24 protein-coding genes are annotated in these 24,226 nt (G+C 67.0%); 19 read left to right on the forward strand and 5 right to left on the reverse strand.

Going from position 1 to position 24,226, the window contains the following annotated elements; translation table 11 throughout:
• Position 1 precedes the first annotated feature (1 nt).
• From AC07SQ_RS06605 to AC07SQ_RS06620, 4 genes are read right to left on the reverse strand one after another with little or no spacing between them, the layout of a single operon-like run.
• Positions 2-559 (reverse strand): hypothetical protein, encoded by a 558-nt coding sequence (locus tag AC07SQ_RS06605; protein ID WP_062479718.1) that lies wholly within the window; start codon positions 557-559, stop codon positions 2-4.
• Positions 560-582: 23 nt separating this feature from the next.
• Positions 583-1,599 (reverse strand): HpcH/HpaI aldolase/citrate lyase family protein, encoded by a 1,017-nt coding sequence (locus AC07SQ_RS06610; RefSeq protein WP_495271876.1) that lies wholly within the window; start codon positions 1,597-1,599, stop codon positions 583-585.
• Positions 1,596-2,384 carry a trans-aconitate 2-methyltransferase gene (tam, locus tag AC07SQ_RS06615; protein ID WP_495271877.1) on the reverse strand — a complete coding sequence of 263 codons (789 nt, stop codon included), beginning with the start codon at positions 2,382-2,384 and terminating at the stop codon, positions 1,596-1,598. Before tam ends, AC07SQ_RS06610 begins: the two co-directional genes overlap by 4 nt.
• Positions 2,385-2,402: 18 nt before the next feature.
• A complete protein-coding gene (locus AC07SQ_RS06620; RefSeq protein ID WP_042578072.1) occupies positions 2,403-3,389 on the reverse strand; it encodes a malate dehydrogenase in 987 nt (328 codons plus the stop codon).
• Positions 3,390-3,570: 181 nt separating this feature from the next.
• On the opposite strand from AC07SQ_RS06620, the gene AC07SQ_RS06625 reads away from it, so the two are divergent.
• From AC07SQ_RS06625 to accD, 18 genes are all read left to right on the forward strand, one after another.
• Positions 3,571-4,329, forward strand: a complete 759-nt coding sequence (locus AC07SQ_RS06625) for a GntR family transcriptional regulator (RefSeq protein WP_062479713.1) — start codon at positions 3,571-3,573, stop codon at positions 4,327-4,329.
• A 234-nt stretch (positions 4,330-4,563) separates the two neighbouring features.
• Positions 4,564-5,010: a succinate dehydrogenase, cytochrome b556 subunit gene (sdhC, locus tag AC07SQ_RS06630; protein WP_062479711.1), complete on the forward strand. Its 447-nt coding sequence runs from the start codon at positions 4,564-4,566 to the stop codon at positions 5,008-5,010.
• A 13-nt stretch (positions 5,011-5,023) separates the two neighbouring features.
• Positions 5,024-5,389 carry a succinate dehydrogenase, hydrophobic membrane anchor protein gene (gene sdhD, locus AC07SQ_RS06635; RefSeq protein ID WP_062479708.1) on the forward strand — a complete coding sequence of 122 codons (366 nt, stop codon included), beginning with the start codon at positions 5,024-5,026 and terminating at the stop codon, positions 5,387-5,389.
• Positions 5,390-5,395: 6 nt separating this feature from the next.
• A complete protein-coding gene (gene sdhA, locus AC07SQ_RS06640; protein ID WP_056572028.1) occupies positions 5,396-7,204 on the forward strand; it encodes a succinate dehydrogenase flavoprotein subunit in 1,809 nt (602 codons plus the stop codon).
• Between the two features lie 22 nt (positions 7,205-7,226).
• Complete coding sequence (locus AC07SQ_RS06645) at positions 7,227-7,928, forward strand: succinate dehydrogenase iron-sulfur subunit (protein ID WP_062479706.1); 702 nt, start codon at positions 7,227-7,229, stop codon at positions 7,926-7,928.
• A gap of 24 nt (positions 7,929-7,952) precedes the next feature.
• Positions 7,953-8,273 (forward strand): FAD assembly factor SdhE, encoded by a 321-nt coding sequence (locus tag AC07SQ_RS06650; RefSeq protein WP_062479704.1) that lies wholly within the window; start codon positions 7,953-7,955, stop codon positions 8,271-8,273.
• A 24-nt stretch (positions 8,274-8,297) separates the two neighbouring features.
• Positions 8,298-9,608 (forward strand): citrate synthase, encoded by a 1,311-nt coding sequence (gene gltA / locus AC07SQ_RS06655; protein ID WP_062479703.1) that lies wholly within the window; start codon positions 8,298-8,300, stop codon positions 9,606-9,608.
• A 180-nt stretch (positions 9,609-9,788) separates the two neighbouring features.
• The gene (locus AC07SQ_RS06660; protein ID WP_192195454.1) at positions 9,789-10,742 is read left to right on the forward strand and encodes a LysR family transcriptional regulator; all 954 of its coding nucleotides are present in this window, start codon (positions 9,789-9,791) and stop codon (positions 10,740-10,742) included.
• Positions 10,743-10,788: 46 nt separating this feature from the next.
• The gene (gene leuC / locus AC07SQ_RS06665; protein WP_307586694.1) at positions 10,789-12,210 is read left to right on the forward strand and encodes a 3-isopropylmalate dehydratase large subunit; all 1,422 of its coding nucleotides are present in this window, start codon (positions 10,789-10,791) and stop codon (positions 12,208-12,210) included.
• Between the two features lie 14 nt (positions 12,211-12,224).
• Positions 12,225-12,875, forward strand: coding sequence for a 3-isopropylmalate dehydratase small subunit (gene leuD / locus AC07SQ_RS06670; RefSeq protein WP_062479700.1), 651 nt, complete (start codon positions 12,225-12,227; stop codon positions 12,873-12,875).
• Between the two features lie 43 nt (positions 12,876-12,918).
• Positions 12,919-14,007, forward strand: coding sequence for a 3-isopropylmalate dehydrogenase (leuB, locus tag AC07SQ_RS06675; RefSeq protein ID WP_062479698.1), 1,089 nt, complete (start codon positions 12,919-12,921; stop codon positions 14,005-14,007).
• Between the two features lie 90 nt (positions 14,008-14,097).
• Entirely contained in the window at positions 14,098-15,243 is a 1,146-nt protein-coding gene (gene asd, locus AC07SQ_RS06680; RefSeq protein ID WP_159275652.1) for an aspartate-semialdehyde dehydrogenase, read from the forward strand.
• A 182-nt stretch (positions 15,244-15,425) separates the two neighbouring features.
• Complete coding sequence (locus AC07SQ_RS06685; protein WP_495276229.1) at positions 15,426-18,209, forward strand: FimV/HubP family polar landmark protein; 2,784 nt, start codon at positions 15,426-15,428, stop codon at positions 18,207-18,209.
• 31 nt (positions 18,210-18,240) lie between these two features.
• Positions 18,241-19,065, forward strand: coding sequence for a tRNA pseudouridine(38-40) synthase TruA (gene truA, locus AC07SQ_RS06690; protein ID WP_070062263.1), 825 nt, complete (start codon positions 18,241-18,243; stop codon positions 19,063-19,065).
• The gene (locus AC07SQ_RS06695; RefSeq protein WP_495271879.1) at positions 19,062-19,805 is read left to right on the forward strand and encodes a phosphoribosylanthranilate isomerase; all 744 of its coding nucleotides are present in this window, start codon (positions 19,062-19,064) and stop codon (positions 19,803-19,805) included. Before truA ends, AC07SQ_RS06695 begins: the two co-directional genes overlap by 4 nt.
• Before the next feature lie 47 nt (positions 19,806-19,852).
• Positions 19,853-21,139: a tryptophan synthase subunit beta gene (gene trpB, locus AC07SQ_RS06700; protein WP_495271880.1), complete on the forward strand. Its 1,287-nt coding sequence runs from the start codon at positions 19,853-19,855 to the stop codon at positions 21,137-21,139.
• A complete protein-coding gene (gene trpA / locus AC07SQ_RS06705) occupies positions 21,139-21,984 on the forward strand; it encodes a tryptophan synthase subunit alpha (RefSeq protein WP_495271881.1) in 846 nt (281 codons plus the stop codon). Before trpB ends, trpA begins: the two co-directional genes overlap by 1 nt.
• A gap of 24 nt (positions 21,985-22,008) precedes the next feature.
• Positions 22,009-22,881 (forward strand): acetyl-CoA carboxylase, carboxyltransferase subunit beta, encoded by an 873-nt coding sequence (accD, locus tag AC07SQ_RS06710; RefSeq protein ID WP_062475492.1) that lies wholly within the window; start codon positions 22,009-22,011, stop codon positions 22,879-22,881.
• A gap of 86 nt (positions 22,882-22,967) precedes the next feature.
• Here accD and AC07SQ_RS06715 read toward each other — a convergent pair whose 3' ends face one another.
• Positions 22,968-23,528 carry a YggT family protein gene (locus tag AC07SQ_RS06715; RefSeq protein ID WP_056572059.1) on the reverse strand — a complete coding sequence of 187 codons (561 nt, stop codon included), beginning with the start codon at positions 23,526-23,528 and terminating at the stop codon, positions 22,968-22,970.
• Positions 23,529-23,553: 25 nt separating this feature from the next.
• Here AC07SQ_RS06715 and AC07SQ_RS06720 point away from each other — a divergent pair, with 25 nt between their 5' ends.
• A complete protein-coding gene (locus AC07SQ_RS06720; protein ID WP_495276179.1) occupies positions 23,554-24,222 on the forward strand; it encodes an LON peptidase substrate-binding domain-containing protein in 669 nt (222 codons plus the stop codon).
• The last annotated feature ends 4 nt before the right edge of the window (positions 24,223-24,226 follow it).

Consider the following 24,226-nt stretch of genomic DNA (forward strand, 5'->3'; position numbering starts at 1 on the left):
CTTACTTCTTGGCTGCGTCGGCACCTTCGAAAAGGGCCTTCGGCGGGTTCTTCTTCATCTCGTCGGCAAAGGCGACCTGAGCGGCGGTCTGGCATTCGTCGGCGATGCGCAGGCCGGCCTTCTGGTTCATCAGCATCGACTTGTTGCCCAGCTGGAGCCACATGGCGCCGGCACGCGGGTCTTCGAGGCGGATGGCGCCGGTGCGGCTTTCGACCGGGTGCATGCGGTACTTCAGGCCCTTGGTGGTCACGGTGAAGAAGCCGGGCTTCTTCTCGTCGGGCGTGACGGTCACGTCGGCGCCGAGTTCGCACTGGGCCTTGCCGATGGACACGCGCTGCGCCACGGCCAGGTCGGACTCGGACAGCACGATGTTGGTGTCGTCGGCGATCGGCGTGACCTCTTCGACGGCCTTGGCCGCCTTGCGGGTCACCTGGCGCTTCGGCGGGGTCTTCTTGGCTTCGGCCTTGGCCGCGGCCGGCTTGGTGGCGGTGGCGTTCTGGGCCACGGCGGCGAAAGGCAGGGCCAGCGCAACGGCGGCGATCAGTGCAATTTTCTTCATGAGCGGGGTTCCTTCAGGCTGATTCAGTGGGTTTCAGGAGACCGCGATGCAAACCAGGCTTTCGCCTCGGAGGGCAACGCGCGCCCTGTTGCGTGGGCGCGCGTCAGGACCTGCCAGAAGTGGCGGTAGCTCGCGCGGTCGTGCAATGTGCCATCAATTTGTGTCGGTGCCCAATCCGCGTCTGCGGCTTTTGTAATGATTTTTGTGGCAATTTGAATCTGCGCCTCGTCGGGCGCGAAGGCCTCGAGGATCGGCCGGATCTGGTTCGGGTGGATGCTCCACATGCGCGTGTAGCCGAATTCGGTGGCCGCCTTGCGGGCCGCGGTGCGCATCGCGTCCATGTCGTTGAACTCGGTGACCACGCAGTGCGAAGGCACCTTGCCGTAGGCATGCGCCGCCGAGGCCAGTGCCAGCTTGGCACGCACGACCAGCGGGTGGCTGAACTGCCCCGCCGCGCCCATGCCGTCGGCGGGAATGGCGCCGGCATGCGCCGACACGAAATCCATGAGGCCGAAGCTCAGCGACTGCACGCGCGGATGCGCGGCAATTTCGAAGGCGTTGTGCACCGCCAGGGGCGATTCGATGAGCACATGCAGCGGCAGCGCGCCGGCATCGGCGGCGTCGAGCGCGGCAACAGCCTGACACACATCGGCAACGGATTCGACCTTGGGCACCATGAGGTGGCTCAGCCGATGGCCGGCACGTCCGGCGATGGTGACCACGTCGCCGGCAAAGGCCGGGTGGTCGACCGGGTGCACGCGCACGCCGACGCGCATGCCGGGCTGGGCGGCCAGCGCGAGCTCGGTGACGAGCGCGGCGTGCTCCGCCTCGCCGCCGACCGGGGCGCCGTCTTCGCAGTCGAGGGTGACGTCGAACACGCAGGCGCCGAACTCCTGCGCCATCTCGGCCTGGAGCGCGAGGCTCTTCTTCATGCGGGCTTCGACGCCGCTGTAGTGGTCGCACACCGGCAAGGTCACGGCGCCGGCCTGTGCGCCGAGCAGCACGTCCGCGGGATGGGCAGCGGCGGTCTTCGTCGTCATGCGTCTTTTTTCTTGTGCGCCACGATGAACATGCGCGGGAAGGCAAGCAGGCGCTTGCCGTCGGTGCGCAGCGGGTAGGCCTCGTTGACCCGGCGTTCGTATTCGGCGAGGTAGCTCGCCTGCAGGTCGGGCGGCAGGCGGTCGACAAAGGGCTTCAGGCCCGTGCCGCGCACCCATTCGACGATGGCCGCGGCGTTGGCCATCGGGTGCTGGTAGATGGTGTGCCAGACATCGACATGGGCCGCACGCGCGGCCAAGAGGTCGTAGTAGCCGCCGAGCGGCAGCAGCAAGGTGCGCAGCTTGTCGGCGTCGCCGATGGGCTCGGCCCAGGGCGCCTCGGCCGCCACCGCGCGCATCAGGCGGTGCGTGGGCTCCTGGCGATTGTCGGGCATCTGGACGGCGAGCACGCCGCCCGGGGCCAGCGCGTCGAACAGGCGGGGGATCAGCGTTTCGTGATCCGGCACCCATTGCAGGGACGCGTTGGCATAAATGAGATCGGGCGCTTCTGTTTCACGCGGCGCCCAGGTCGCGATGTCGCTCAACTCGAAGCGCGCCGCCGGCAGGCGCTCGCGCGCGCTGACCAGCATGGCTTCGGAGTTGTCGGTGCCCGTGACCTGCGCCTTCGGGAACCGATGTGCCAGCAGCTCGGTGGAATTGCCCGGTCCGCATCCGAGGTCGACCACGCGGGCGGCCTCGGCAAGCGGGACCCGCGCCAGGAGTTCCTGTGCGGGCCGGGTGCGCTCGTCCTCGTAGCGACGGTAGAGCGCGGGGTTCCAGTCGAGCATGCGGGCGGCTTGCTTGACTTACAGCAGGTGGGCGACGCCGGCGCGTTCGCCTTCGAGCTCTTCGAGCGTCTTGTTGATGCGTTCCTGGCTGAATGCGTCGATCTCGAGGCCTTCGACCAGCTTGTACTCACCGTTTTCGCAGGTGACCGGGAAGCCGAACATCACGTCCTTCGGAATGCCGTACTGGCCGTCCGACGGGATGCCCATCGTGACCCACTTGCCGTTGGTGCCCAGGGCCCAGTCGCGCATGTGGTCGATGGCGGCGTTGGCAGCCGAAGCCGCCGACGACAGGCCGCGTGCTTCGATGATGGCCGCACCGCGCTTGCCGACGGTCGGCAGGAAGGTGTTGGCGTTCCATTCCTGGTCGTTGATCATCTTGGCGACGCTTTCGCCGTTGATGGTCGCAAAGCGGTAGTCGGCGTACATCGTGGGCGAGTGGTTGCCCCAGACGGTGAGCTTCTCGATGTCGGCCACGGCCTTGCCGGTCTTGGCGGCGATCTGGCTGGCAGCGCGGTTGTGGTCCAGGCGCAGCATGGCGGTGAAGTTCTTGCGCGGCAGGTCCGGTGCCGACTTCATGGCGATGTAGGCGTTGGTGTTGGCGGGGTTGCCGACGACCAGCACCTTCACGTTGCGCGAAGCGACAGCGTTCAGTGCCTTGCCCTGTGCCGTGAAGATGGCGCCGTTGACGGCCAGCAGCTCGGCACGTTCCATGCCGGGGCCGCGGGGGCGCGAGCCGACCAGCAGGGCGTAGTCGGCGTCCTTGAAGGCGGTCATCGGGTCGCCGTGGGCTTCCATGCCGGCCAGCAGCGGGAAGGCGCAGTCGTCGAGCTCCATCATCACGCCCTTGAGCGCCTTCTGGGCCTTCTCGTCGGGGATTTCGAGCAGTTGCAGGATGACCGGCTGGTCTTTGCCGAGCATTTCGCCGGAAGCGATACGGAACAACAGGGCGTAACCGATTTGACCGGCGGCACCGGTAACGGCAACGCGGACAGGCTTTTTGCTCATGGGAAGACTCCAGAAGGTGGTGAAACGGGTTAGCGCTCTCGTGGGGCGCCGCGGTCCAGCGGGGGGAAGCTTTCCCGCGGCGCGGGACCGGGCCGCATTTTAAGCCGATTCGACAAAGGCCGTCTTATGTCTTATATAAGATATCCTCTGGGGGTCCGCCACGGCGCACCCCACCGCTGCCATGAACACGCCCTCCACCCTCGACGAGCCCACGACGCCGTCCTTCAGTCCGCTCTACCAGCAGATCAAGACCCTGATCCTGCAGAGCCTGCAGGCCGGCGAGTGGAAGCCGGGCGAGCCCATCCCCAGCGAGATGGACCTGGCCGTGCGCTACCGCGTGAGCCAGGGCACGGTGCGCAAGGCGATCGACGAGCTGGCGGCCGAAAACCTGGTGGTGCGCCGCCAGGGCAAGGGCACCTTCGTGGCCACGCATGCCGAGCAGCATGTGCAGTACCGTTTTCTCAAGCTGGTGCCCGACGCCGGCAGCCCGAGCGCCGAAGGTCCGGCCGAGCGCACCATCGTCGACTGCAAGCGCCTGCGCGCCTCGGCCGACGTGGCGCGCGCGCTGAGCCTGCGCACCGGCGACGCCGTGCTGCAGGTGCGCCGCGTGCTCGCTTACGCCGGCGTGCCGACCATTCTCGAAGACCTCTGGCTGCCCGGCGCGCCCTTCAAGGGCCTCACGGCCGACCGGCTGCGCGCCTGGCCGGGCCCGATGTACGCGATGTTCGAAACCGAGTTCGGCGTGCGCATGGTGCGCGCCGAAGAAAAGATCCGCGCCGTGCTGCCCGATGCCGAACAGGCGCAGTTGCTCGACGTGCCGCTGCAGATGCCGCTCTTGAGCGTGGAGCGCGTGGCGCACACGTACCACGACATGCCGATGGAACTGCGCCGCGGCCTGTACCGCACCGACACCCACCACTACCGCAACCAGCTGGGCTGATCCGATGGCGCCGAAGAACCTCGCCCGCGCGGGCACAAACGCGCACACTCAGCCCGCGCAACGCAACCTCAATCCCCGAGCATCCGACTGCCGCAGTGCGTTGACTCCTGCGCGTCCGATGCGCGATGGTGCATTGCAATAGAATTTTGCGTTGTTTGCATTCCGCAGAAGAAACAAAAGCGTTCGCTCTCAGAACAAGCCAACAAGTCACAAAGCCACGAAAGCCATCTCCCTATGACAGAGCTTGCAACTCCCCCCCGGCCGCCGCGTCGCGAATTCCGGAACATCAACGCCTTCACCGATCTCACGACCTACCGGCTGCCGCCGGCCGGCATCGTGTCGATCCTGCACCGCGTGAGCGGTGTGCTGATGTTCCTGCTGATGCCCTTCATCATCTGGATGTTCGACACCTCGCTGTCATCTGACTATTCGTTCGCGAAATTCAAGTCTGCTTTCAACATCGGCGTCGGCTTCGCTCCGGGATGGTTCTTCAAGCTCGTCGCACTGGCGCTCATCTGGGCCTACCTGCACCACTTCATCGCCGGCCTGCGTCACCTCTGGATGGACGTGAGCCACTCCGCCGTGACGAAGGAATTCGGTCACAGCTCGGCCATGTTCACGCTGGGCGCAAGCATCATCCTCACGCTGGCGCTTGGCGCCAAGCTGTTCGGCCTGTACTGAGAAGGAGCCACCCATGTCTGTGAATTACGGCTCCAAGCGCATCGTCGTCGGCGCGCACTACGGTCTGCGCGACTGGCTCAGCCAGCGCATCACCGGCGCCCTGATGGCGCTGTTCACGATCATCCTGCTCGCACAGCTGATCTTCTCGCGCGGCCCCATCGGTTACGACCTGTGGGCCGGCATCTTCGCCGCACAGTGGATGAAGGTCCTGACCTTCTCCGTGATCGTTGCCCTGCTCTATCACGTGTGGGTCGGCATGCGCGACGTGTGGATGGACTACGTCCAGCCCGTCGCCATCCGTCTCGTGCTGCAAGTTTTCACCATCGTCTGGCTTGTCGGTTGTGCGGGTTGGGCCATTCAAGTGCTTTGGAAGATCTGACCCACCATGACCTACACAAAAGAAAACATCACCAAGCGCAAGTTCGACGTCGTCATCGTCGGTGCCGGCGGCTCCGGCATGCGCGCCTCGCTGCAACTCGCCCGTGCCGGCCTCAACGTGGCCGTGCTCTCCAAGGTGTTTCCGACCCGTTCGCACACCGTCGCTGCCCAGGGCGGCGTGGGCGCCTCGCTCGGCAACATGAGCGAAGACAACTGGCACTACCACTTCTACGACACGATCAAGGGTTCCGACTGGCTCGGCGACCAGGACGCGATCGAGTTCATGTGCCGTGAAGCCCCGAAGGTCGTGTACGAACTCGAGCACTTCGGCATGCCCTTCGACCGCAACCCCGACGGCACGATCTACCAGCGTCCGTTCGGCGGCCACACCGCCAACTACGGCGAGAAGGCCGTGCAACGCGCCTGCGCCGCGGCCGACCGCACCGGCCACGCGATGCTGCACACGCTCTACCAGAAGAACGTGGAAGCCCGCACCCAGTTCTTCGTCGAATGGATGGCGCTCGACCTCATCCGTGACGACGAAGGCGACGTGGTCGGCGTCACGGCCCTCGAAATGGAAACCGGCGACCTGCACATCCTGCAGGCCAAGACCGTGCTGCTGGCCACCGGCGGCGCAGGCCGCATCTTCGGTGCGTCCACCAACGCGTTCATCAACACCGGCGACGGCCTGGGCATGGCCGCACGTTCGGGCATCCCGCTGCAGGACATGGAGTTCTGGCAGTTCCACCCCACCGGCGTGGCCGGCGCGGGCGTGCTGCTGACCGAAGGCTGCCGCGGCGAAGGCGCCATCCTGCTGAACAGCAACGGCGAACGCTTCATGGAGCGCTATGCGCCCACCCTGAAGGACCTGGCACCGCGCGACTTCGTCTCGCGCTCGATGGACCAGGAAATCAAGGAAGGCCGTGGCTGTGGTCCCAACAAGGACTACATCCACATGAAGCTGGACCACCTGGGTGCCGACACCATCCACAAGCGGCTGCCGTCGGTCTACGAGATCGGCATCAACTTTGCCAACGTCGACGTCACCAAGGAACCGATTCCCGTGGTGCCCACCATCCACTACCAGATGGGCGGCATCCCGACGAACATCAACGGCCAGGTCGTCATCCAGAAGGGTGAAGACAACAGCGCCGTGGTCAACGGCCTGTACGCGGTGGGCGAATGCTCCTGCGTGAGCGTGCACGGCGCCAACCGCCTGGGCACCAACTCGCTGCTCGACCTGCTGGTGTTCGGCCGCGCGGCCGGCAACCACATCGTCGAGTTCAACGACAAGCTCAAGGAACACAAGGAACTGCCCAAGGATGCGGCCGACCGCACCCTGCAGCGCCTGAACGAGCTCGAAGCCTCCACCGGCGGCGAGTACGCCCAGGACGTGGCCGGCGAGATCCGCGCCGTCATGCAGCAGCACGCCGCCGTGTTCCGCAAGCAGGCCTCGATGGACGAAGGCGTGGTCAAGATCGCCGCCGTGCGCGAGCGCGTCAAGTCGATCGGTCTGAAGGACAAGTCCAAGGTGTTCAACACCGCCCGCATCGAAGCGCTGGAAGTCGACAACCTGATCGAAGTGGCGCAGGCCACCATGGTCTCGGCCGCCGCCCGCAAGGAATGCCGCGGCGCCCACACGGTGGAAGACTACGAGCGTCCCGCGGACGACCCGGTCGCGCCGCTGGGCCGCGACGACGCCAACTGGATGAAGCACACGCTCTGGTACAGCGCGGACAACCGCCTCTCGTACAAGCCCGTCAAGCTGCAGCCGCTGACGGTGGCATCCGTGCCGCCCAAGGTCCGCACGTTCTAAGAATATTTACAAGGTCCATACGATGAAGCGCACATTCCAGATCTACCGCTACGACCCGGACAAGGACGCCAAGCCCTACATGCAGACGGTCGAGGTCGAACTCGACGGCCACGAACGCATGCTGCTGGACGCCCTGATGAAGCTCAAGGCGCAGGATCCCACGCTGTCGTTCCGCCGCTCGTGCCGCGAAGGCGTCTGCGGATCCGACGCGATGAACATCAACGGCAAGAACGGTCTGGCCTGCCTGACCAACATGAACACGCTCAAGGGCACCGTCGTGCTCAAGCCGCTGCCGGGCCTGCCCGTCATCCGCGACCTGATCGTCGACATGACCCAGTTCTTCAAGCAGTACAACTCGATCAAGCCGTACCTGCAGAACGACACCGTGCCGCCCGAGAAGGAGCGCCTGCAGTCGCCCGAAGAGCGTGAAGAGCTCGACGGCCTGTACGAGTGCATCCTGTGCGCGAGCTGCTCGACGAGCTGCCCGAGCTTCTGGTGGAACCCCGACAAGTTCGTCGGCCCGGCCGGCCTGCTGCAGGCCTACCGCTTCATCGCCGACAGCCGCGACGAAGCCACCGCCGAGCGCCTGGACAACCTGGAAGACCCGTACCGCCTGTTCCGCTGCCACACGATCATGAACTGCGTCGACGTGTGCCCGAAGAGCCTGAACCCGACCAAGGCCATCGGCAAGATCAAGGAACTGATGGTGCGTCGCGCCATCTGACGGTTTTTCCGAGAAACCTTACTTATGTCGACCCCCGCCAACGCCCCCGATACGCTGCTCGGCGAACGCGCGCTGAGCAAGCTCAAGTGGCGTTGCCGGCGCGGCCTGCTGGAGAACGACCTGTTCATCGCCCGCTTCTTCGAGCGGCACGAATCCCACATGACCGTCGGTCAAGCGGGAGCGATGGAGACATTGATGGACCTGTCGGACAACGACCTCCTCGACCTGCTGCTGTGCAGAAAGGAGCCCGAGCCCGCATGGGCCGGGGCCGAGGTGGTCGCATTGCTGCAGCTGATGCGTACCGACGGCGCTCAGCGTCCTGCCATTTTTTCTCCTTCGTCCTGAATCCACCTCTGAAAGTAAACCGAAATGAAAGCATCCGATACCAAGGCCACGCTGTCGTTCAGCAATGGCGGCGACAACGTCGAACTGCCGATCTACAAGGGCACCATCGGGCCCGACGTGATCGACATCCGCAAGCTGTATGCACAGACCGGCATGTTCACGTACGACCCGGGCTTCATGTCGACCGCCGCCTGCCAGTCGGCCATCACCTACATCGACGGTGACAAGGGCGAGCTGCTGTACCGCGGCTACCCCATCGAGCAGCTCGCGACCAACTGCGACTTCATGGAAACCTGCCACCTGCTGCTGTACGGCGAGCTGCCGGACGCAGGCAAGAAGGCCAGCTTCACCAAGCTCGTGACGAACCACACGATGGTCAACGAGCAAATGCAGTTCTTCCTGCGCGGCTTCCGTCGCGATGCCCACCCGATGGCCATCATGACCGGCCTCGTGGGCGCCCTGTCGGCCTTCTATCACGACAGCACGGACATCAACAATCCCGAGCACCGCGAGATCGCCGCGATCCGCCTGATCGCGAAGATGCCCACGCTCGTGGCCATGGCCTACAAGTACACCGTCGGCCAGCCGTACATGTACCCGAAGAACGAACTGAGCTATGCAGGCAACTTCCTGCACATGATGTTCGCCACGCCGTGCGAAGAGTACAAGGTGAACCCGGTGCTCGAGCGCGCGCTCGACCGCATCTTCATCCTGCACGCAGACCACGAGCAGAACGCCTCGACCTCGACGGTGCGCCTGTGCGGCTCGTCGGGCACGAACCCCTTCGCGGCCATTGCAGCCGGCGTGGCGTGCCTGTGGGGCCCTGCCCACGGCGGTGCCAACGAAGCGGCGCTGAACATGCTGTACGACATCCAGCGCGAAGGCGGCGTGGAAAAGATCGGCGAGTTCATCAAGAAGGTCAAGGACAAGAACTCGAACGTCAAGCTGATGGGCTTCGGCCATCGCGTGTACAAGAACTACGATCCGCGCGCCAAGCTCATGCAGGAAACCTGCAACGAAGTGCTGACCGAGCTGGGCCTGGAAAACGACCCGCTGTTCAAGCTCGCCAAGGAACTCGAAAAGATCGCCCTGGAAGACGAGTACTTCGTGTCGCGCAAGCTGTACCCGAACGTCGACTTCTACTCGGGCATCGTGCAACGCGCCATCGGCATCCCGGTGCCGCTGTTCACCGCGATCTTCGCGCTGGCCCGCACGGTCGGCTGGATCGCCCAGCTGAACGAAATGATCGGCGACCCCGAGTACAAGATCGGCCGCCCGCGCCAGCTGTTCGAAGGCTCGCCCAAGCGTGACGTGAAGCCGATCTCGGCCCGCTGATCGATCTAGCGCGGAACTTCCGCCCCCTGAAAAAGCTGCCTCCGGGCAGCTTTTTTATTGCCCGTTCGGCATGCCCCTCCTCGCCAGCCGGCAGCGAGGTCATCGCGCATCGCGATGGCAATGGCTTAAAAACAGGAAGAAAATAGCCAACTCATCGCCAAACGCGATGCCCAAGCCCCCATGAGCACATCCGAACGCAACTTCGCCCGCCGCATCGACCTCACGTCGCTGCAGCTGTTCGTGGCCGTGTGCGAGCTGGGCAGCATCGGGCGCGCGGCGGAGCGCGAGTTCATTGCAGCCTCGGCCGTCAGCAAGCGGCTGTCCGACCTGGAAGCCACGCTCGGCACCGCCCTGCTCTACCGCCATGCGCGCGGCGTCGACCTCACGCCGGCCGGCGAAAGCCTGCTGCACCACGCACGCTCGGTGCTCTACAGCCTCGAGAAGATGCAGGGCGAGCTCAGCGAGTACGCCGACGGCGTGCGCGGCCACGTGCGGGTGCACGCCAACATCTCGGCCATCGTGCAGTTCCTGCCGGAAGACCTGGGCGTGTTCTCGCGCGCGCACGAGGCCATCAAGATCGATCTCGAGGAGCACCTGAGCAGCGAAGTGATCCGCGCGGTGCAGGAAGGCGCGGCCGACCTCGGCGTGTGCCACGTGGCCGGCGGCGCGGGCGAATTGCAAAGCCTCTCTTACCGGCACGACCGCCTCGCGCTGATCGTGCCCGAGGGGCACGCGCTGGCCGCACAGGAAGCGATCGATTTCATCGACTCGCTGGCCTTCGACCATGTCGGCCTGCACACCAACAGTTCGATCTACGTGGCGATGCACGAAGCGGCGCTCAGTGCCGGCCGCAGCGTCAAGCTACGCATCCACGTCACGGGCCTGGACGCCATGTGCCGGATGATCGAAAACGGCCTGGGCATCGGCGTGATGCCGCAGCGCGCCTTCGAACTCATGCACAACGGCATCGGCCGCGGCCTCGTGAGCGTGACGCTCAACGACGCCTGGGCCGCGCGCGAAATCCGGCTGGTGGCGCGCGACTTCTCCACCTTGCCGGTGGCGGCGCGCACGCTGGTGAACCACCTGCACGCGGCGGCCGATTCGGCCGACGCCACCGAACGACTCGCGGCCTAGACCGCGTCGACAGACAATCCATTTCCCCACGAAAGAAGAGACCGACATGGCACGCACGCTCTACGACAAGATCTGGGACGAACACGTCGTCCACACCGAGGAAGACGGCACCGCGATCCTCTACATCGACCGCCACCTGGTGCACGAAGTGACCAGCCCGCAGGCCTTCGAAGGCCTGCGCGAAGCCGGCCGCAAGCTGTGGCGCATCAGCTCGGTGGTGGCCACCGCCGACCACAACACGCCCACCACCGGCTGGGAGCGCGGCTACGAAGGCATTGCCGACCCGACCAGCAAGGAACAGGTCACCACGCTGGACCACAACATCGCCGAGTTCGGCGCCGCCGCGTTCTTCCCGTTCCTGAGCAAGCGCCAGGGCATCGTGCACGTGATCGGCCCGGAGAGCGGCGCGACGCTGCCGGGCATGACGGTGGTCTGCGGCGACTCGCACACCTCCACGCACGGCGCGTTCGGCGCGCTGGCGCACGGCATCGGCACCAGCGAGGTCGAACACGTGATGGCCACGCAGACGCTGCTGGGCAAGAAGGCCAAGAACATGCTCGTGAAGGTCGAAGGCAAGCTGCCTTTGGGCTGCACGGCCAAGGACATCGTGCTGGCCATCATCGGCAAGATCGGCACCGCCGGCGGCACGGGCTACACGATCGAATTCGCCGGCTCGGCCATTCGCGACCTGAGCATGGAAGGCCGCATGACGGTCTGCAACATGGCCATCGAGGCCGGCGCGCGCGCCGGGTTGGTGGCGGTCGACGAGAAGACCATCGCCTACGTGAAGGGCCGCCCGCTCGCGCCCACCGGCGTCGAATGGGACCAGGCCGTGAGCTACTGGCGCACGCTGCAGTCCGACCCCGGCGCGACCTTCGACGCCGTGGTCGAGCTCGACGCCACGCAGATCCAGCCGCAGGTCACCTGGGGCACCTCACCCGAAATGGTGGTCGAGATCAACGGCCGCGTGCCCGATCCCGACAAGGAAAAGGACGCCAGCAAGCGCAGCGCCATCGAGCGCGCGCTGGTTTACATGGGCCTGGAGCCCAACAAGGCCATGAACGACATCTTCATCGACAAGGTGTTCATCGGCTCGTGCACCAACAGCCGCATCGAGGACATGCGCGAAGCCGCCGCCGTGGTGAAGAAGCTGGGCCAGAAGGTCGCGAAGAACGTGAAGCTCGCGATGGTCGTGCCCGGTTCGGGTGTGGTGAAGGAACAGGCCGAGCGCGAAGGGCTCGATGTGATCTTCAAGGCCGCCGGCTTCGAATGGCGCGAGCCCGGCTGCTCGATGTGCCTGGCGATGAACGCCGACCGGCTCGAGCCCGGCGAGCGCTGCGCATCGACCTCGAACCGCAACTTCGAAGGCCGCCAGGGCGCGGGTGGCCGCACCCACCTCGTGAGCCCGGCCATGGCCGCCGCCGCCGCGGTGCACGGCCACTTCGTCGACGTGCGCACCTTCGCCTGATCTGGAGACATCACATGCAGAAATTCACCGTGCACAAGGGCCTCGTGGCCCCCATGGACCGCGAGAACGTCGACACCGACGCGATCATTCCCAAGCAGTTCCTCAAGTCGATCAAGAAGACCGGCTTCGGCGTGAACCTGTTCGACGAGTGGCGCTACCTGGACGCCGGCTTTCCGGGCCAGGACCCGGCCAGCCGCAAGCCGAACCCCGACTTCGTGCTGAACCAGCCGCGCTACGCGGGCGCTTCGGTGCTGCTGGCGCGCAAGAACTTCGGCTGCGGCTCGTCGCGCGAGCACGCGCCGTGGGCCCTCGACCAGTACGGCTTTCGCGCGATCATTGCGCCGAGCTACGCCGACATCTTCTTCAACAACAGCTTCAAGAACGGGCTGCTGCCGATCGTGCTGCCCGAGTCGCAGGTCTCGCAGCTGTTCGACGAAGCCTTCGCCTTCCCGGGCTACACGCTGACCATCGACCTGGAGCGCCAGGTGGTCGTGAAGCCCGACGGCCAGGAGTTCGCGTTCGACGTGCAGGCCTTCCGCAAGTACTGCCTGATCAACGGGCTGGACGACATCGGCCTGACGCTGCGCCACAAGGACAAGATCAAGGCCTTCGAGACCGAGCGCCTGGCGCAGAAGCCCTGGCTCGCGCACACGATGATCTCGTGATCGGCGGCCTTTCCGTTTTCAAGAAAAAACCTCAGACCAACTTATGAAAATCGCAGTTCTCCCGGGTGACGGCATCGGCACCGAAATCGTGGCGGAAGCCGTCAGGGTGCTCGAAGTCCTCGACCTGAAGTTCGAGATGGAATCGGCACTGGTTGGCGGCGCGGCCTACGAGGCGCACGGCCACCCGCTGCCCGAATCGACGCTCAAGCTCGCCAAGGACGCCGATGCGGTGCTGTTCGGCGCCGTCGGCGACTGGAAGTACGACAAGCTCGACCGCCCGCTGCGGCCCGAGCAGGCCATCCTGGGGCTGCGCAAGAACCTGGGCCTGTTCGCCAACTTCCGCCCGGCCATCTGCTACGAGCAGCTGGTGGGCGCCTCGAGCCTCAAGCCCGAGCTGATCGCGGGCCTGGACATCCTCATCATCCGCGAGCTGACCGGCGACATCTACTTCGGCCAGCCGCGCGGCCGCCGCATTGCCACTGACGGCCACTTCCCCGGCGCCGAAGAGGCCTTCGACACGATGCGCTACTCGCGCCCCGAGGTCGAGCGCATCGCCCGCGTCGCCTTCGAGGCGGCCCGCAAGCGCAGCAAGCGCGTGACCAGCGTGGACAAGGCCAACGTGCTGGAGACCTTCCAGTTCTGGAAGGACATCGTGACCGAGGTCGGCAAGGAGTATCCGGACGTTGAACTCGACCACATGTACGTCGACAACGCGGCCATGCAGCTGGTGAAGGCGCCCAAGAAGTTCGACGTGGTCGTCACCGGCAACATGTTCGGCGACATCCTCTCGGACGAGGCCGCGATGCTCACCGGCTCCATCGGCATGCTGCCCTCGGCCTCGCTCAATGCGAGCAACCAGGGCCTGTACGAACCGAGCCACGGCAGCGCGCCAGACATTGCCGGCAAAGGGGTTGCCAATCCTTTGGCTACAATCCTGTCCGCTGCCATGATGCTCCGCTTCTCCCTCAATCAGCCCGAAGCTGCCGACCGTATCGAGTCGGCGGTCAAGCACGTGCTCGCCTCCGGGCTGCGCACGGGCGACATCTGGTCCGAAGGCACGAAGCGCGTCGGCACCCGCGAAATGGGCGACGCGGTCGTAGCAGCCATCACCAAAAAGACGATTACCGGCTAACCGCAGCCCGCTTCGTCACGCCCTCCCCCGGCCGACGAGTCGGGGGCAAAAAAGACTGATTTTTTCTTTCTTCACTAAGGGCAAACTGAAATGGCGAACGCATCCAAGCAACCTCTGGTCGGCCTCGTGGGCTGGCGCGGCATGGTCGGCTCGGTCCTCATGGACCGCATGCAGGCCGAAGGCGACTTCGGCCTCATCGAGCCGGTCTTCTTCTCGACCTCGAACGCGGGCGGCAAGGCCCCGGCGATGGCCAAGAACGAAACCACGCTCAAGGATGCGAACGACATCGAGGCACTGAAGAAGTGCGACATCGTCATCACCTGCCAGGGCGGCGACTACACCAGCGAGGTCTTCCCCAAGCTGCGCGCCGCCGGCTGGAACGGCCACTGGATCGACGCGGCCTCCACGCTGCGCATGAACGATGACGCGATCATCGTGCTCGACCCCGTCAACCTGCCCGTGATCCAGAACGCGCTCGCCAAGGGCGGCAAGAACTGGGTCGGCGGCAACTGCACCGTCAGCTGCATGCTCATGGGCGTGGGCGCCCTCTACAAGGCCGGCCTGGTCGAGTGGATGACCAGCATGACCTACCAGGCGGCCTCGGGCGGCGGCGCGCAGCACATGCGCGAACTGCTGACCCAGTTCGGCACCCTCAACGCCGAAGTGCGCGCCCTGCTCGACGACCCGAAGTCGGCCATCCTCGAGATCGACCGCAAGGTGCTGCACAAGCAGCAGAGCCTGAGCGCGTCCGAAATCGCCAACTTCGGCGCCCCGCTGGGCGGCTCGCTGATCCCCTGGATCGACAAGGACCTGGGCGACGGCATGTCCAAGGAAGAGTGGAAGGGCGGCGCCGAGACCAACAAGATCCTCGGCCAGGGCGCGGGCTTCGGCACCGCCGCCACGCCGGTGGACGGCTTCTGCGTGCGCATCGGCGCGATGCGCTGCCACAGCCAGGCCCTGACCTTCAAGCTCAAGAAGGACGTGCCGGTGGCCGACATCGAAGCGATGATCGCCGCCGACAACCCCTGGGCCAAGGTCGTGCCGAACACGCGCGAAGCCACCGTGAAGGACCTGACGCCGGTGGCCGTGACGGGCACCATGGACATCCCGGTCGGCCGCATCCGCAAGCTGGCGATGGGCCCCGAGTACGTCGGCGCCTTCACCATCGGCGACCAGCTGCTGTGGGGCGCGGCCGAACCGCTGCGCCGCATGCTGCGCATCCTGCTCGAAGCCTGATGCGGGCAGCTCAGGGCCTTGAAATACAAAAATGTTGCCGAAAGGCAACACAGGATGTCATCGGAAGTATGCGCGCACTGGGTAGATCAGGCGCATTGCCTTGTCAGTGCATGTTGATGATGCTAACGTCCTCTTACAAATTCAGGGCCTGAGCCGCCCCTATCAGCATGACAAGACATCTGTTGCCCGCGGCCCGCCCTTCGGCCGCCCGCCCCGCCCTGCCGTCGAATGGCTGGCGCCTTTCCATCCTGGGTGCCGCTGCGGCCCTGACGCTGGGACTGGCCAGCGCCGACGCCAGCGCCTTCGCGCTGGGACCGCTGCGGGTGCAGTCGGCACTGGGCGAACCGCTGCGCGCCGAGATCGATGTCACTGAAATGGCCGCCAACGAGGCGGAAGGCCTGAAGATCAACATCGCCACGGCCGAGGCCTTCAAGAACGCAGGCATCCCGTACAACGCGGCCCTGGGCGATGTGAAAGCCACGCTGCAACGCCGCGCCGGCGGCCAGTACGTGGTGCGCCTGGCCGGCAACCGCCCGCTCAACGACCCCTTCATCGACCTGCTGCTCGAAGCCAACGGCGCCTCGGGCCGCATCGTGCGCGACTACACCGTGCTGCTCGATCCGCCGGCCACGCGCCAGGCGGCAGCCGCACCGGCGACGCCCATCGCACCGCAGATCGCCACGCCGGTCGAGCGCCCCGCGCCCGCCCCGCGCGTGCGCCGCGAACCCGCGCCTGCAGTCGCTGCAACGCCCGCACCCGCTGCGGCTGCACCGGCCCCTGCGGCCGCGCCAGCTCCTGCGCCGGCACGTGCCGCCGTCGCCGCGCCCAGTGGCGGCAGTGGCGAGCAAGTCACAACGCGCCGTGGCGACACCGCCGGCAAGATCGCCTCCGCTCACAAGCCGGCCGACGTCTCGCTCGACCAGATGCTGGTCGCGCTGCTGAACGCCAACCCCGACGCCTTCGTCGGCGGCAACGTCAACCGGATGAAGGCCGGTGCCGTGCTCGACCTGCCGAATGCTGCCGCAGCAGCCGCCGTGCCGGCAGCCGACGCACGCCGCACGATCACCGCGCAAAGCCGCGACTTCGGCAGCTACCGCCAGCGCCTTGCCGAAAACGCCCCGACCACCAACGTGGCTGCCGCGAGCCGCCAGGCCTCGGGCAAGCTGCAGGCCAGCGTGGAAGACCGCAATGCCGCCGCCAGCGCCCCCGACAAGCTCACGGTGTCGCAAGGCAACGCCGCCGCGCGCGCCGCCGATGAAAAGGTCGCGCAGGCCCGCCAGGCGCAGGACAGCAGCAATCGCGTCGCCGAACTCACGAAGAACATCAACGAGCTGAACAAGCTCAAGGCCGGCACCGGCACTGGCACCGGATCGTCTGCTGCCGCCGCGCCCGCAGCGCCGGCCACCGCGCCCGGCATCGCCGTTCCCGCGCCGCTGACCGGAGCCACGACGCCGACGCCTGCGGCCGCTCCTGCGCCCGCCGCGGCCCCTGCCGCCGCAGCCACCGCTCCGGCAACGCCGGCGCCGGCAGCCGCACCAACCGCTCCCGCTGCAACGGCCCCCGTCGCCGCGGCCTCCGCTGCAGCACCCGCCGCAGCCGCCGCACCGTCGGCCACCGACGCAGCCGCCCTGCCCGTGGCAGCCGCAGCCAGCGCTGCAGCCGCCGCCGCGCCCATCGTCGCTCCCAAGCCTGTGGTCAAGGCCGCACCGCCGCCTCCCCCGCCGGAGCGCAGCTTCCTCGACGAGCTGCTCGACAACCCGCTGATGCTCGCCGGCGCCGCGCTGATCGCGCTGCTGGTCGGCTTCCTGCTGTACCGCGTGCTGGGCCGCCGTCGCGAAGAGATGAGCGAAAGCGTGTTCCTCGAGAGCCGCATTCCCAAGGACTCGTTCTTCGGCGCCAGCGGCGGCGAATCGGTCGACACCAAGAACCGCGGCGACTCCACTGTGTCGTCGCTGTCGTACTCGCCGAGCCAGCTCGACGCGGGCGATGTCGACCCGGTCGCCGAGGCCGACGTCTACCTCGCCTACGGCCGCGACCTGCAGGCCGAGGAAATCCTGCGTGAAGCGCTGCGCCTGAACCCGGACCGCACCGCCATCCATCTGAAGCTGCTCGAAATCCACGCCAAGCGCCGCGACGTGCGCGCCTTCGACGGCCTGGCCACCGAAGTGCACAAGCTGACCAACGGCGCGGGCTCCGAATGGAACCGCGTGGTCGACATGGGCAAGGACCTCGATCCGGGCAACCCGCTGTACGAATCGGGCACGGGCACCGCGCGAGGCGCCAGCCAGGCCGAAACCGCCGCATTCGCCGGCGCGCTGGCCGCCGCCGCCAAGCCGGCTGCCGCAGTCGCACCCGCCGTCGTGGCACCGCCGCCCCCGGCCGCACCGCCCGTGGCGTCGGCCCCGCCGGCCTTCATGCCCTCGGTCGCGCCGCTGGACTTCGACCTCGACCTGACCCAGCCACCCGCACCGGCGCCCGCCCCCGTGGGTGCCAGCCTGCCGAAGTCGGTCTACGCGCCGACGGCCGCACCGGCCCCGCTGAGCAACGGCCACGCCGCGGCACCGGTCGACCTTGAAAACGATTTCGACACGGCCCCCGGCGCGCTGACGGCCCACACCCGCCCCTCGTCGCTGAACGACGCGGAGCACAACACCCGCCCGGCCATGCTGCGCGACACGCTGCCCGCCGATTCGGGCTTCATCGAGTTCGACATGAGCGCCCTCGCCGGCCTGCCGGCCCGCTCTGCCGCCGCCGAAGCACCGCGCTCCGCGGCCGTGGCCACCTCGCCGTCCGCCCTGGACGACGACGGCGACGACAACCCGCACGCCGTGAAGCTCTCGCTGGCCCGCGAACTGCAGGCCATCGGCGACGTCGAAGGCGCGCGCTCGCTGGTCGAGGAAGTCGAAGCCGAAAGCGCCGGCGACCTCAAGTCGCAAGCCAAGCAGCTGCTCGCCGAACTGCGCTGAGCCGGTTGCCGACTGCCCTTCTGATCGCTTCGTGAGGCTGGCACTCGGCATCCGCTACAACGGCCAGGCATACGAGGGCTGGCAGAGCCAGCGCTCGGGCCGCACGGTGCAGGACAAGCTCGAAGCCGCCCTCGCGAAGTTCGCCGGCCTGCCCGCCGGCAGCCGGGTCAGCACGCTGTGCGCCGGCCGCACCGACGCCGGTGTGCACGGGCTGATGCAGGTGGTGCACTTCGACACCGACATCGAACGCGATCCGTTCTCCTGGATGCGCGGCACCAACCGCTACCTGCCCGACGACATCGCGGTGCAGTGGGCGCACCCGGTGCCCGACGAATTCCATTGCCGCGCCAGTGCCCTGGCGCGTCGCTACGTCTACGTGCTCTCGCAGTCGCCCGTGCGGCCCAGCCTCGATGCGGGCCGGGTCGGCTGGTCGATGTACCCGCTCGACGGCGATGCGATGCGCGCCGCGGCGGCCCTGCTGGTCGGCCGGCACGATTTCAGCTCGTTCCGCGCTTCGGCCTGCCAGGCCCTCTCGCCGGTCAAGGACCTGCGGCGCCTCGAGATCACCCGCGTGGGCGATGGCGAACGCTGCCGCTGGCACTTCGAGTTCGAGGCCGACGCCTTCCTGCACCACATGATCCGCAACCTGATGGGCAGCCTCGTGCGCATCGGCCGCGGCGACGAGCGGCCCGAATGGATCACCGAGGTGCTCGAGGCGCGCAGCCGCAAGGTGGCCGCGCCCACCTTCTCCGCCGACGGCCTGTACTTCCTCGGCCCGTTGTACGACGCCAAGTGGGGTCTGCCGGCCGAGGCCACGTTCCAGGGCGAGCGGGCTTCGTATGATGGCCCGCCATGACATCCCCTGCTCCTCTCGCCCCACGCACGCGCATCAAGATCTGTGGCCTCACGCGTGAGGCCGACGTGGACGCGGCGGTCGAGGTTGGCGCCGACGCGATCGGTTTCGTGCTCTACCCGAAGAGCCCGCGCGCCGTGACCGCCGAGCGCGCCGCCGAACTGGCCTCGCGCCTGCCGCCCTTCATCACGCCGGTGCTGCTGTTCGTGAACGCGGACGCTCCCGAGGTCCTGGCCTCCCTGGCCCGCGTGAAAGGCGCCATCGCGCAGTTCCACGGGGAAGAAACGCCCGAACAGTGCGAGGAAGCCACCGGTCCGGGGCGCTTTCGTTACATGCGTGCCGCCCGGATTCCGCTGGGGGCTGCCGGGGCCGGCTTCGACCTCGTAAAATACGCGTCCGATTACTCCCGCGCCCAGGCCATCCTGCTCGACGCCCATGTCGAAGGTTATGGCGGAGGCGGCAAGGCTTTCGATTGGTCACTTCTTCCACCCGCCGTCGACGCTCACCTCGTCTTGAGTGGTGGGCTCACACCTGCAAACGTGAGCGATGGCATTCACAGCCTGCGGACGCGCTGCAAGACGCTGTCCGTTGATGTGAGCTCGGGCGTCGAAATCGACGGTCCCGGGCACAAGGGCCTCAAGGACGCCGGAAAGATCCGGGCATTCGTCGCCGCCGTGAGAGCCGCAGATGCGGCGCACACTGTCAAAGCCTCGGCTGCCGACGCTTCGTCCTTCTCCAGTTAGCCGCCGCACCCGATCGCATTCGGGCTGCGGCCCATCGATCGAGAACCATGCAAAGCCAATTCCAGGACTACCAGCAACCCGACGCCAGCGGCCACTTCGGCCCCTACGGCGGCACCTTCGCGAGCGAGACGCTCACTCACGCGATCAACGAGCTGCGCGACGCGTATGCGAAGTTCAAGGACGACCCGGCCTTCCTGGCCGAGTTCCACTACGAGCTGAAGCACTTCGTCGGCCGCCCCTCGCCGATCTACCACGCCGCGCGCACCAGCCGCGAAATGGGCGGCGCGCAGATCTACCTGAAGCGCGAAGACCTGAACCACACCGGCGCCCACAAGATCAACAACGTGATCGGCCAGGCGATGCTCGCGCGCCGCATGGGCAAGCCCCGCGTGATCGCCGAGACCGGCGCCGGCCAGCACGGCGTGGCCACGGCCACCATCTGCGCGCGCTACGGCCTTGAGTGCGTGGTCTACATGGGCAGCCAGGACGTGAAGCGCCAGAGCCCCAACGTCTACCGCATGAACCTGCTGGGCGCGACCGTCGTGCCCGTCGAGTCGGGCAGCAAGACGCTGAAGGACGCGCTCAACGAGGCCATGCGCGACTGGGTCACCAACGTCGAAAACACCTTCTACATCATCGGCACGGTGGCGGGCCCGCACCCCTACCCGACGATGGTGCGCGACTTCCAGAGCGTGATCGGCACCGAGTGCATCGAACAGATGCCCGCCATGCTGGCGGCCGACGGCATCACCGGTGAAGCCGAGGGCAAGCAGCCCGACGTGGTGGTCGCCTGCGTGGGTGGCGGCAGCAATGCGATCGGCATCTTCCACCCCTACATCCCGTTCGCGGGCACGCGCCTCATCGGCGTGGAGGCGGCGGGCGAAGGCCTGGACAGCGGCAAGCACGCCGCCTCGATCCTGCGCGGCAGCCCCGGCGTGCTGCACGGCAACCGCACCTACCTGCTGCAGAACGACGATGGCCAGATCACCGAGACGCACAGCGTCAGTGCGGGCCTCGACTACCCGGGCGTCGGCCCCGAGCACGCCTACCTGGCCGACATCGGCCGCGCCGAGTACGTCGGCATCACCGACGCCGAGGCGCTCGAAGCCTTCCACTACCTGTGCCGCACGGAGGGCATCATTCCCGCGCTCGAATCCAGCCACGCCCTGGCCTACGCCCTGAAGCTCGCCAAGACCATGCGCCCCGACCAGTCGATCCTCGTGAACCTTTCGGGCCGTGGCGACAAGGACATCGGCACCGTCGCCGACCTGTCGGGCGTCGATTTCTACGACCGCCCCTCGATGCGCGGTCTGAGCGTGAAGGGAGGCAAGTGATGAGCCGCATTGCCGCCAAGTTCCAGGCCCTGCAAACGCAAGGCCGTCGCGCGCTGATCCCTTACGTCACCGCCGGTTTCCCCTTCGCCGACATCACGCCCGAACTCATGCACGGCATGGTCGAGGCGGGTGCCGACGTCATCGAGCTGGGCGTGCCCTTCTCCGACCCGATGGCCGACGGCCCCGTGATCCAGAAGGCCGGCGAGGCCGCGCTGGCGCTGGGCGTCGGCATGAAGCAGGTGCTCGCCATGGTGGCCGCGTTCCGCGCCAAAGACACGACCACGCCGGTCGTGCTCATGGGCTACGCCAACCCGGTCGAGCGCTACGACCTCGTGCACGGCAAGAAGGCCTTCATCCGCGACGCGGCCGCGGCCGGCGTCGATGGCCTGCTGGTCGTCGACTACCCGCCCGAGGAGTGCGAGGACTTCGCCGCCGACCTGAAGGCCGCCGGCATCGACCTGATCTTCCTGCTGGCCCCCACCAGCACCTCCGAGCGCATGGCGCAGGTGGCGCGCATCGCGAGCGGCTACGTGTACTACGTGTCGCTCAAGGGCGTGACCGGCGCCGGCCATCTCGACACCGAGGCGGTCGGGCGCATGATCCCGCGCATCCGCGAGCACGTGAGCATCCCCGTCGGCGTGGGCTTCGGCATCCGCGACGCGCGCACGGCGCAGGCCATCGGCTCGGCGGCGGACGCCGTGGTCATCGGCACCAAGATCATTCAACTCATCGAAGACCAGCCCCGCGACAACGTGGTGCCCACGGTGCGCGAATTCCTGGCCGGCATCCGCGAGGCGCTCGACGCCCTGCCGGCCGCCACGGCCAAGAACGCGGCTGGTCGATAATCACTGCCCTCACAAGGAGCCCCCATGAGCTGGCTTGAAAAACTGCTACCCGCCAAGATCGCACAAACCGACCCGTCCGAGCGCCGCCAGGTGCCCGAGGGCCTGTGGATCAAATGCCCGGCCTGCGAGACCGTTCTGTACAAGACCGACCTCGAGCACAACCAGAACGTCTGCCCGAGCTGCAGCCACCACCACCGCATCGGCGCCCGCGCCCGCCTGGACGCCTTCCTGGACGCCGAAGGCCGCTACGAAGTCGGCCAGGAAGTGCTGCCGGTCGACGCCCTGAAGTTCAAGGACAGCCGCAAGTACCCCGAGCGCCTGAAAGAAGCGCTGGAGAACACCGGCGAAACCGACGCGCTGGTCGTCATGGGCGGCTCGGTCCACAGCATCAGCGTGGTCGTGGCCTGCTTCGAGTTCGAGTTCATGGGCGGCTCCATGGGCAGCGTGGTTGGCGAGCGCTTCGTGCGCGGCGTCGAGACCGCCATCGAGCAGAAGGTGCCCTTCGTGTGCTTCACCGCCACCGGCGGCGCGCGCATGCAGGAAGGCCTGCTCTCGCTGATGCAGATGGCCAAGACCAACGCCGCACTCACGCGCTTGGCGAAGAAAGGCCTGCCCTACATCAGCGTGCTGACCGACCCGACCATGGGCGGCGTGAGCGCCGGCTTCGCCTTCGTGGGCGACGTGGTGATCGCCGAGCCCAAGGCGCTGATCGGCTTTGCCGGCCCGCGCGTGATCGAATCGACCGTGCGCGTGACGCTGCCCGAAGGCTTCCAGCGCGCCGAGTTCCTGCAGACCAAGGGCGCGATCGACTTCATCAGCGACCGCCGCGAACTGCGCAAGACCATCGCCAGCACGCTGGCCATGCTGCTGCGCCAGCCGGCCGACGCGGTGCTCTGACCTTCACCGTAGCTCAGGCTTCGGCCTGAACGCCCGCACGCCGAAAGGCGGTGCGGGCGTTTTGCTGTCTGGGGTACCCCGACGCGTCAGGCGCCGAGCCGGAACGCGAAGACCAGCAGGTTGCCCAGCACGATCGCCACCACCTGCAGCACCACGATGGCGGCCAGCGGCGACAGGTCGACCCCGCCGATCAGCGGAATGAAGCGCCGGAAGGGCCGCACCAGCGGCTCGGCCAGGCGCGAGATCAGGTCGAGCAGCATCGGCGAAGCGCCGGGAATCCACGACAGCACCGCATACACCACCAGCAGCGCCGTCAGGCCCGACACCGCCAGCTGCAGCAGGCCAACCAGCGACACCAGCGGCAGCGCCGTGATCCGCGCTAGGCTGCCGGCCAGCAGCCACAGCACCAGGAACTTGAGCATCACCAGCAGCCAGGCCGCGATCAGGCTCGCGAGGTCCCAGCGCTTCACCGCGGGCACGATGCGCCGCAGCGGCAGCACGATCCAGTCGGTGATGGCGAACACGAAACGCCCCAGTGGATTGCCGAAGGGCACGCGGTGGTACTGCATGTACAGGCGCAGCAGGCAGGCGCCACCGAGCAGGCCGACGATCACGTCGAGAAGAAACGAAGGAATCTGATAGAGCATGGGGCGCAGCCGTGAGCGGAATGCGATGATAGCCACGCAAGGTTCTTCGATGACGACACAACCCCTTTTGCATTCACTGCCATTGTTCCCACTCGGCACGGTTCTCTTCCCCGGCGGCCTGCTGCCCTTGCGCATCTTCGAGGTCCGCTACCTCGACATGATCGGCAAGTGCCGCAAGGCCGGTGCCCCCTTCGGCGTGGTCAGCCTGACGAGCGGCGCCGAGGTGCGCAAGGCCGGCGCCGAAGCCGAAAGCTTTGCCGCCATCGGCACGCTCGCCGACATCCGCACGTTCGACGCGCCGCAAAGCGGCCTGCTGCAGATCGAATGCATCGGCACGCAGCGCTTTCACGTGCGCAGCAGCGAGCTGCAGAAACACGGCCTGTGGGTCGCCGAAGTCGAAGCCGTCGCCGACGACATCGCGCTCGACATCCCCGACGACCTGCGCCACACCGCCACCGCGCTGCGCCGCCTCATCGACACCCTCGAAGAACGCCGCCGCGCGCAAGGCGACGCGGTGCGCCTGCCGATCGGCGCGCCCTACCGCTTCGACGATTGCGGCTGGGTGGCCAACCGCTGGTGCGAGCTGGTGCCGATGCAGGTCGAGCTGAAGCAGCGGCTGATGGAACTCGACAGCCCGCTGATGCGGCTGGAGCTGGTGAGCGACCTGCTGGCACGCACCGGCATCACTGAATAGTTTG

The organism is Variovorax sp. GW821-FHT06D12 (assembly GCF_059419205.1).

What these genes read in the sequence shown, in the direction of transcription:
- AC07SQ_RS06605 (WP_062479718.1), bottom strand. Translation starts at nt 559, where the DNA reads ATGAAGAAAATTGCACTGATCGCCGCCGTTGCGCTGGCCCTGCCTTTC.
- AC07SQ_RS06610 (WP_495271876.1), bottom strand. Translation starts at nt 1,599, where the DNA reads ATGACGACGAAGACCGCCGCTGCCCATCCCGCGGACGTGCTGCTCGGC.
- tam (WP_495271877.1), bottom strand. Translation starts at nt 2,384, where the DNA reads ATGCTCGACTGGAACCCCGCGCTCTACCGTCGCTACGAGGACGAGCGC.
- AC07SQ_RS06620 (WP_042578072.1), bottom strand. Translation starts at nt 3,389, where the DNA reads ATGAGCAAAAAGCCTGTCCGCGTTGCCGTTACCGGTGCCGCCGGTCAA.
- AC07SQ_RS06625 (WP_062479713.1), top strand. Translation starts at nt 3,571, where the DNA reads ATGAACACGCCCTCCACCCTCGACGAGCCCACGACGCCGTCCTTCAGT.
- sdhC (WP_062479711.1), top strand. Translation starts at nt 4,564, where the DNA reads ATGACAGAGCTTGCAACTCCCCCCCGGCCGCCGCGTCGCGAATTCCGG.
- sdhD (WP_062479708.1), top strand. Translation starts at nt 5,024, where the DNA reads ATGTCTGTGAATTACGGCTCCAAGCGCATCGTCGTCGGCGCGCACTAC.
- sdhA (WP_056572028.1), top strand. Translation starts at nt 5,396, where the DNA reads ATGACCTACACAAAAGAAAACATCACCAAGCGCAAGTTCGACGTCGTC.
- AC07SQ_RS06645 (WP_062479706.1), top strand. Translation starts at nt 7,227, where the DNA reads ATGAAGCGCACATTCCAGATCTACCGCTACGACCCGGACAAGGACGCC.
- AC07SQ_RS06650 (WP_062479704.1), top strand. Translation starts at nt 7,953, where the DNA reads ATGTCGACCCCCGCCAACGCCCCCGATACGCTGCTCGGCGAACGCGCG.
- gltA (WP_062479703.1), top strand. Translation starts at nt 8,298, where the DNA reads ATGAAAGCATCCGATACCAAGGCCACGCTGTCGTTCAGCAATGGCGGC.
- AC07SQ_RS06660 (WP_192195454.1), top strand. Translation starts at nt 9,789, where the DNA reads ATGAGCACATCCGAACGCAACTTCGCCCGCCGCATCGACCTCACGTCG.
- leuC (WP_307586694.1), top strand. Translation starts at nt 10,789, where the DNA reads ATGGCACGCACGCTCTACGACAAGATCTGGGACGAACACGTCGTCCAC.
- leuD (WP_062479700.1), top strand. Translation starts at nt 12,225, where the DNA reads ATGCAGAAATTCACCGTGCACAAGGGCCTCGTGGCCCCCATGGACCGC.
- leuB (WP_062479698.1), top strand. Translation starts at nt 12,919, where the DNA reads ATGAAAATCGCAGTTCTCCCGGGTGACGGCATCGGCACCGAAATCGTG.
- asd (WP_159275652.1), top strand. Translation starts at nt 14,098, where the DNA reads ATGGCGAACGCATCCAAGCAACCTCTGGTCGGCCTCGTGGGCTGGCGC.
- AC07SQ_RS06695 (WP_495271879.1), top strand. Translation starts at nt 19,062, where the DNA reads ATGACATCCCCTGCTCCTCTCGCCCCACGCACGCGCATCAAGATCTGT.
- trpB (WP_495271880.1), top strand. Translation starts at nt 19,853, where the DNA reads ATGCAAAGCCAATTCCAGGACTACCAGCAACCCGACGCCAGCGGCCAC.
- trpA (WP_495271881.1), top strand. Translation starts at nt 21,139, where the DNA reads ATGAGCCGCATTGCCGCCAAGTTCCAGGCCCTGCAAACGCAAGGCCGT.
- accD (WP_062475492.1), top strand. Translation starts at nt 22,009, where the DNA reads ATGAGCTGGCTTGAAAAACTGCTACCCGCCAAGATCGCACAAACCGAC.
- AC07SQ_RS06715 (WP_056572059.1), bottom strand. Translation starts at nt 23,528, where the DNA reads ATGCTCTATCAGATTCCTTCGTTTCTTCTCGACGTGATCGTCGGCCTG.
- AC07SQ_RS06720 (WP_495276179.1), top strand. Translation starts at nt 23,554, where the DNA reads ATGATAGCCACGCAAGGTTCTTCGATGACGACACAACCCCTTTTGCAT.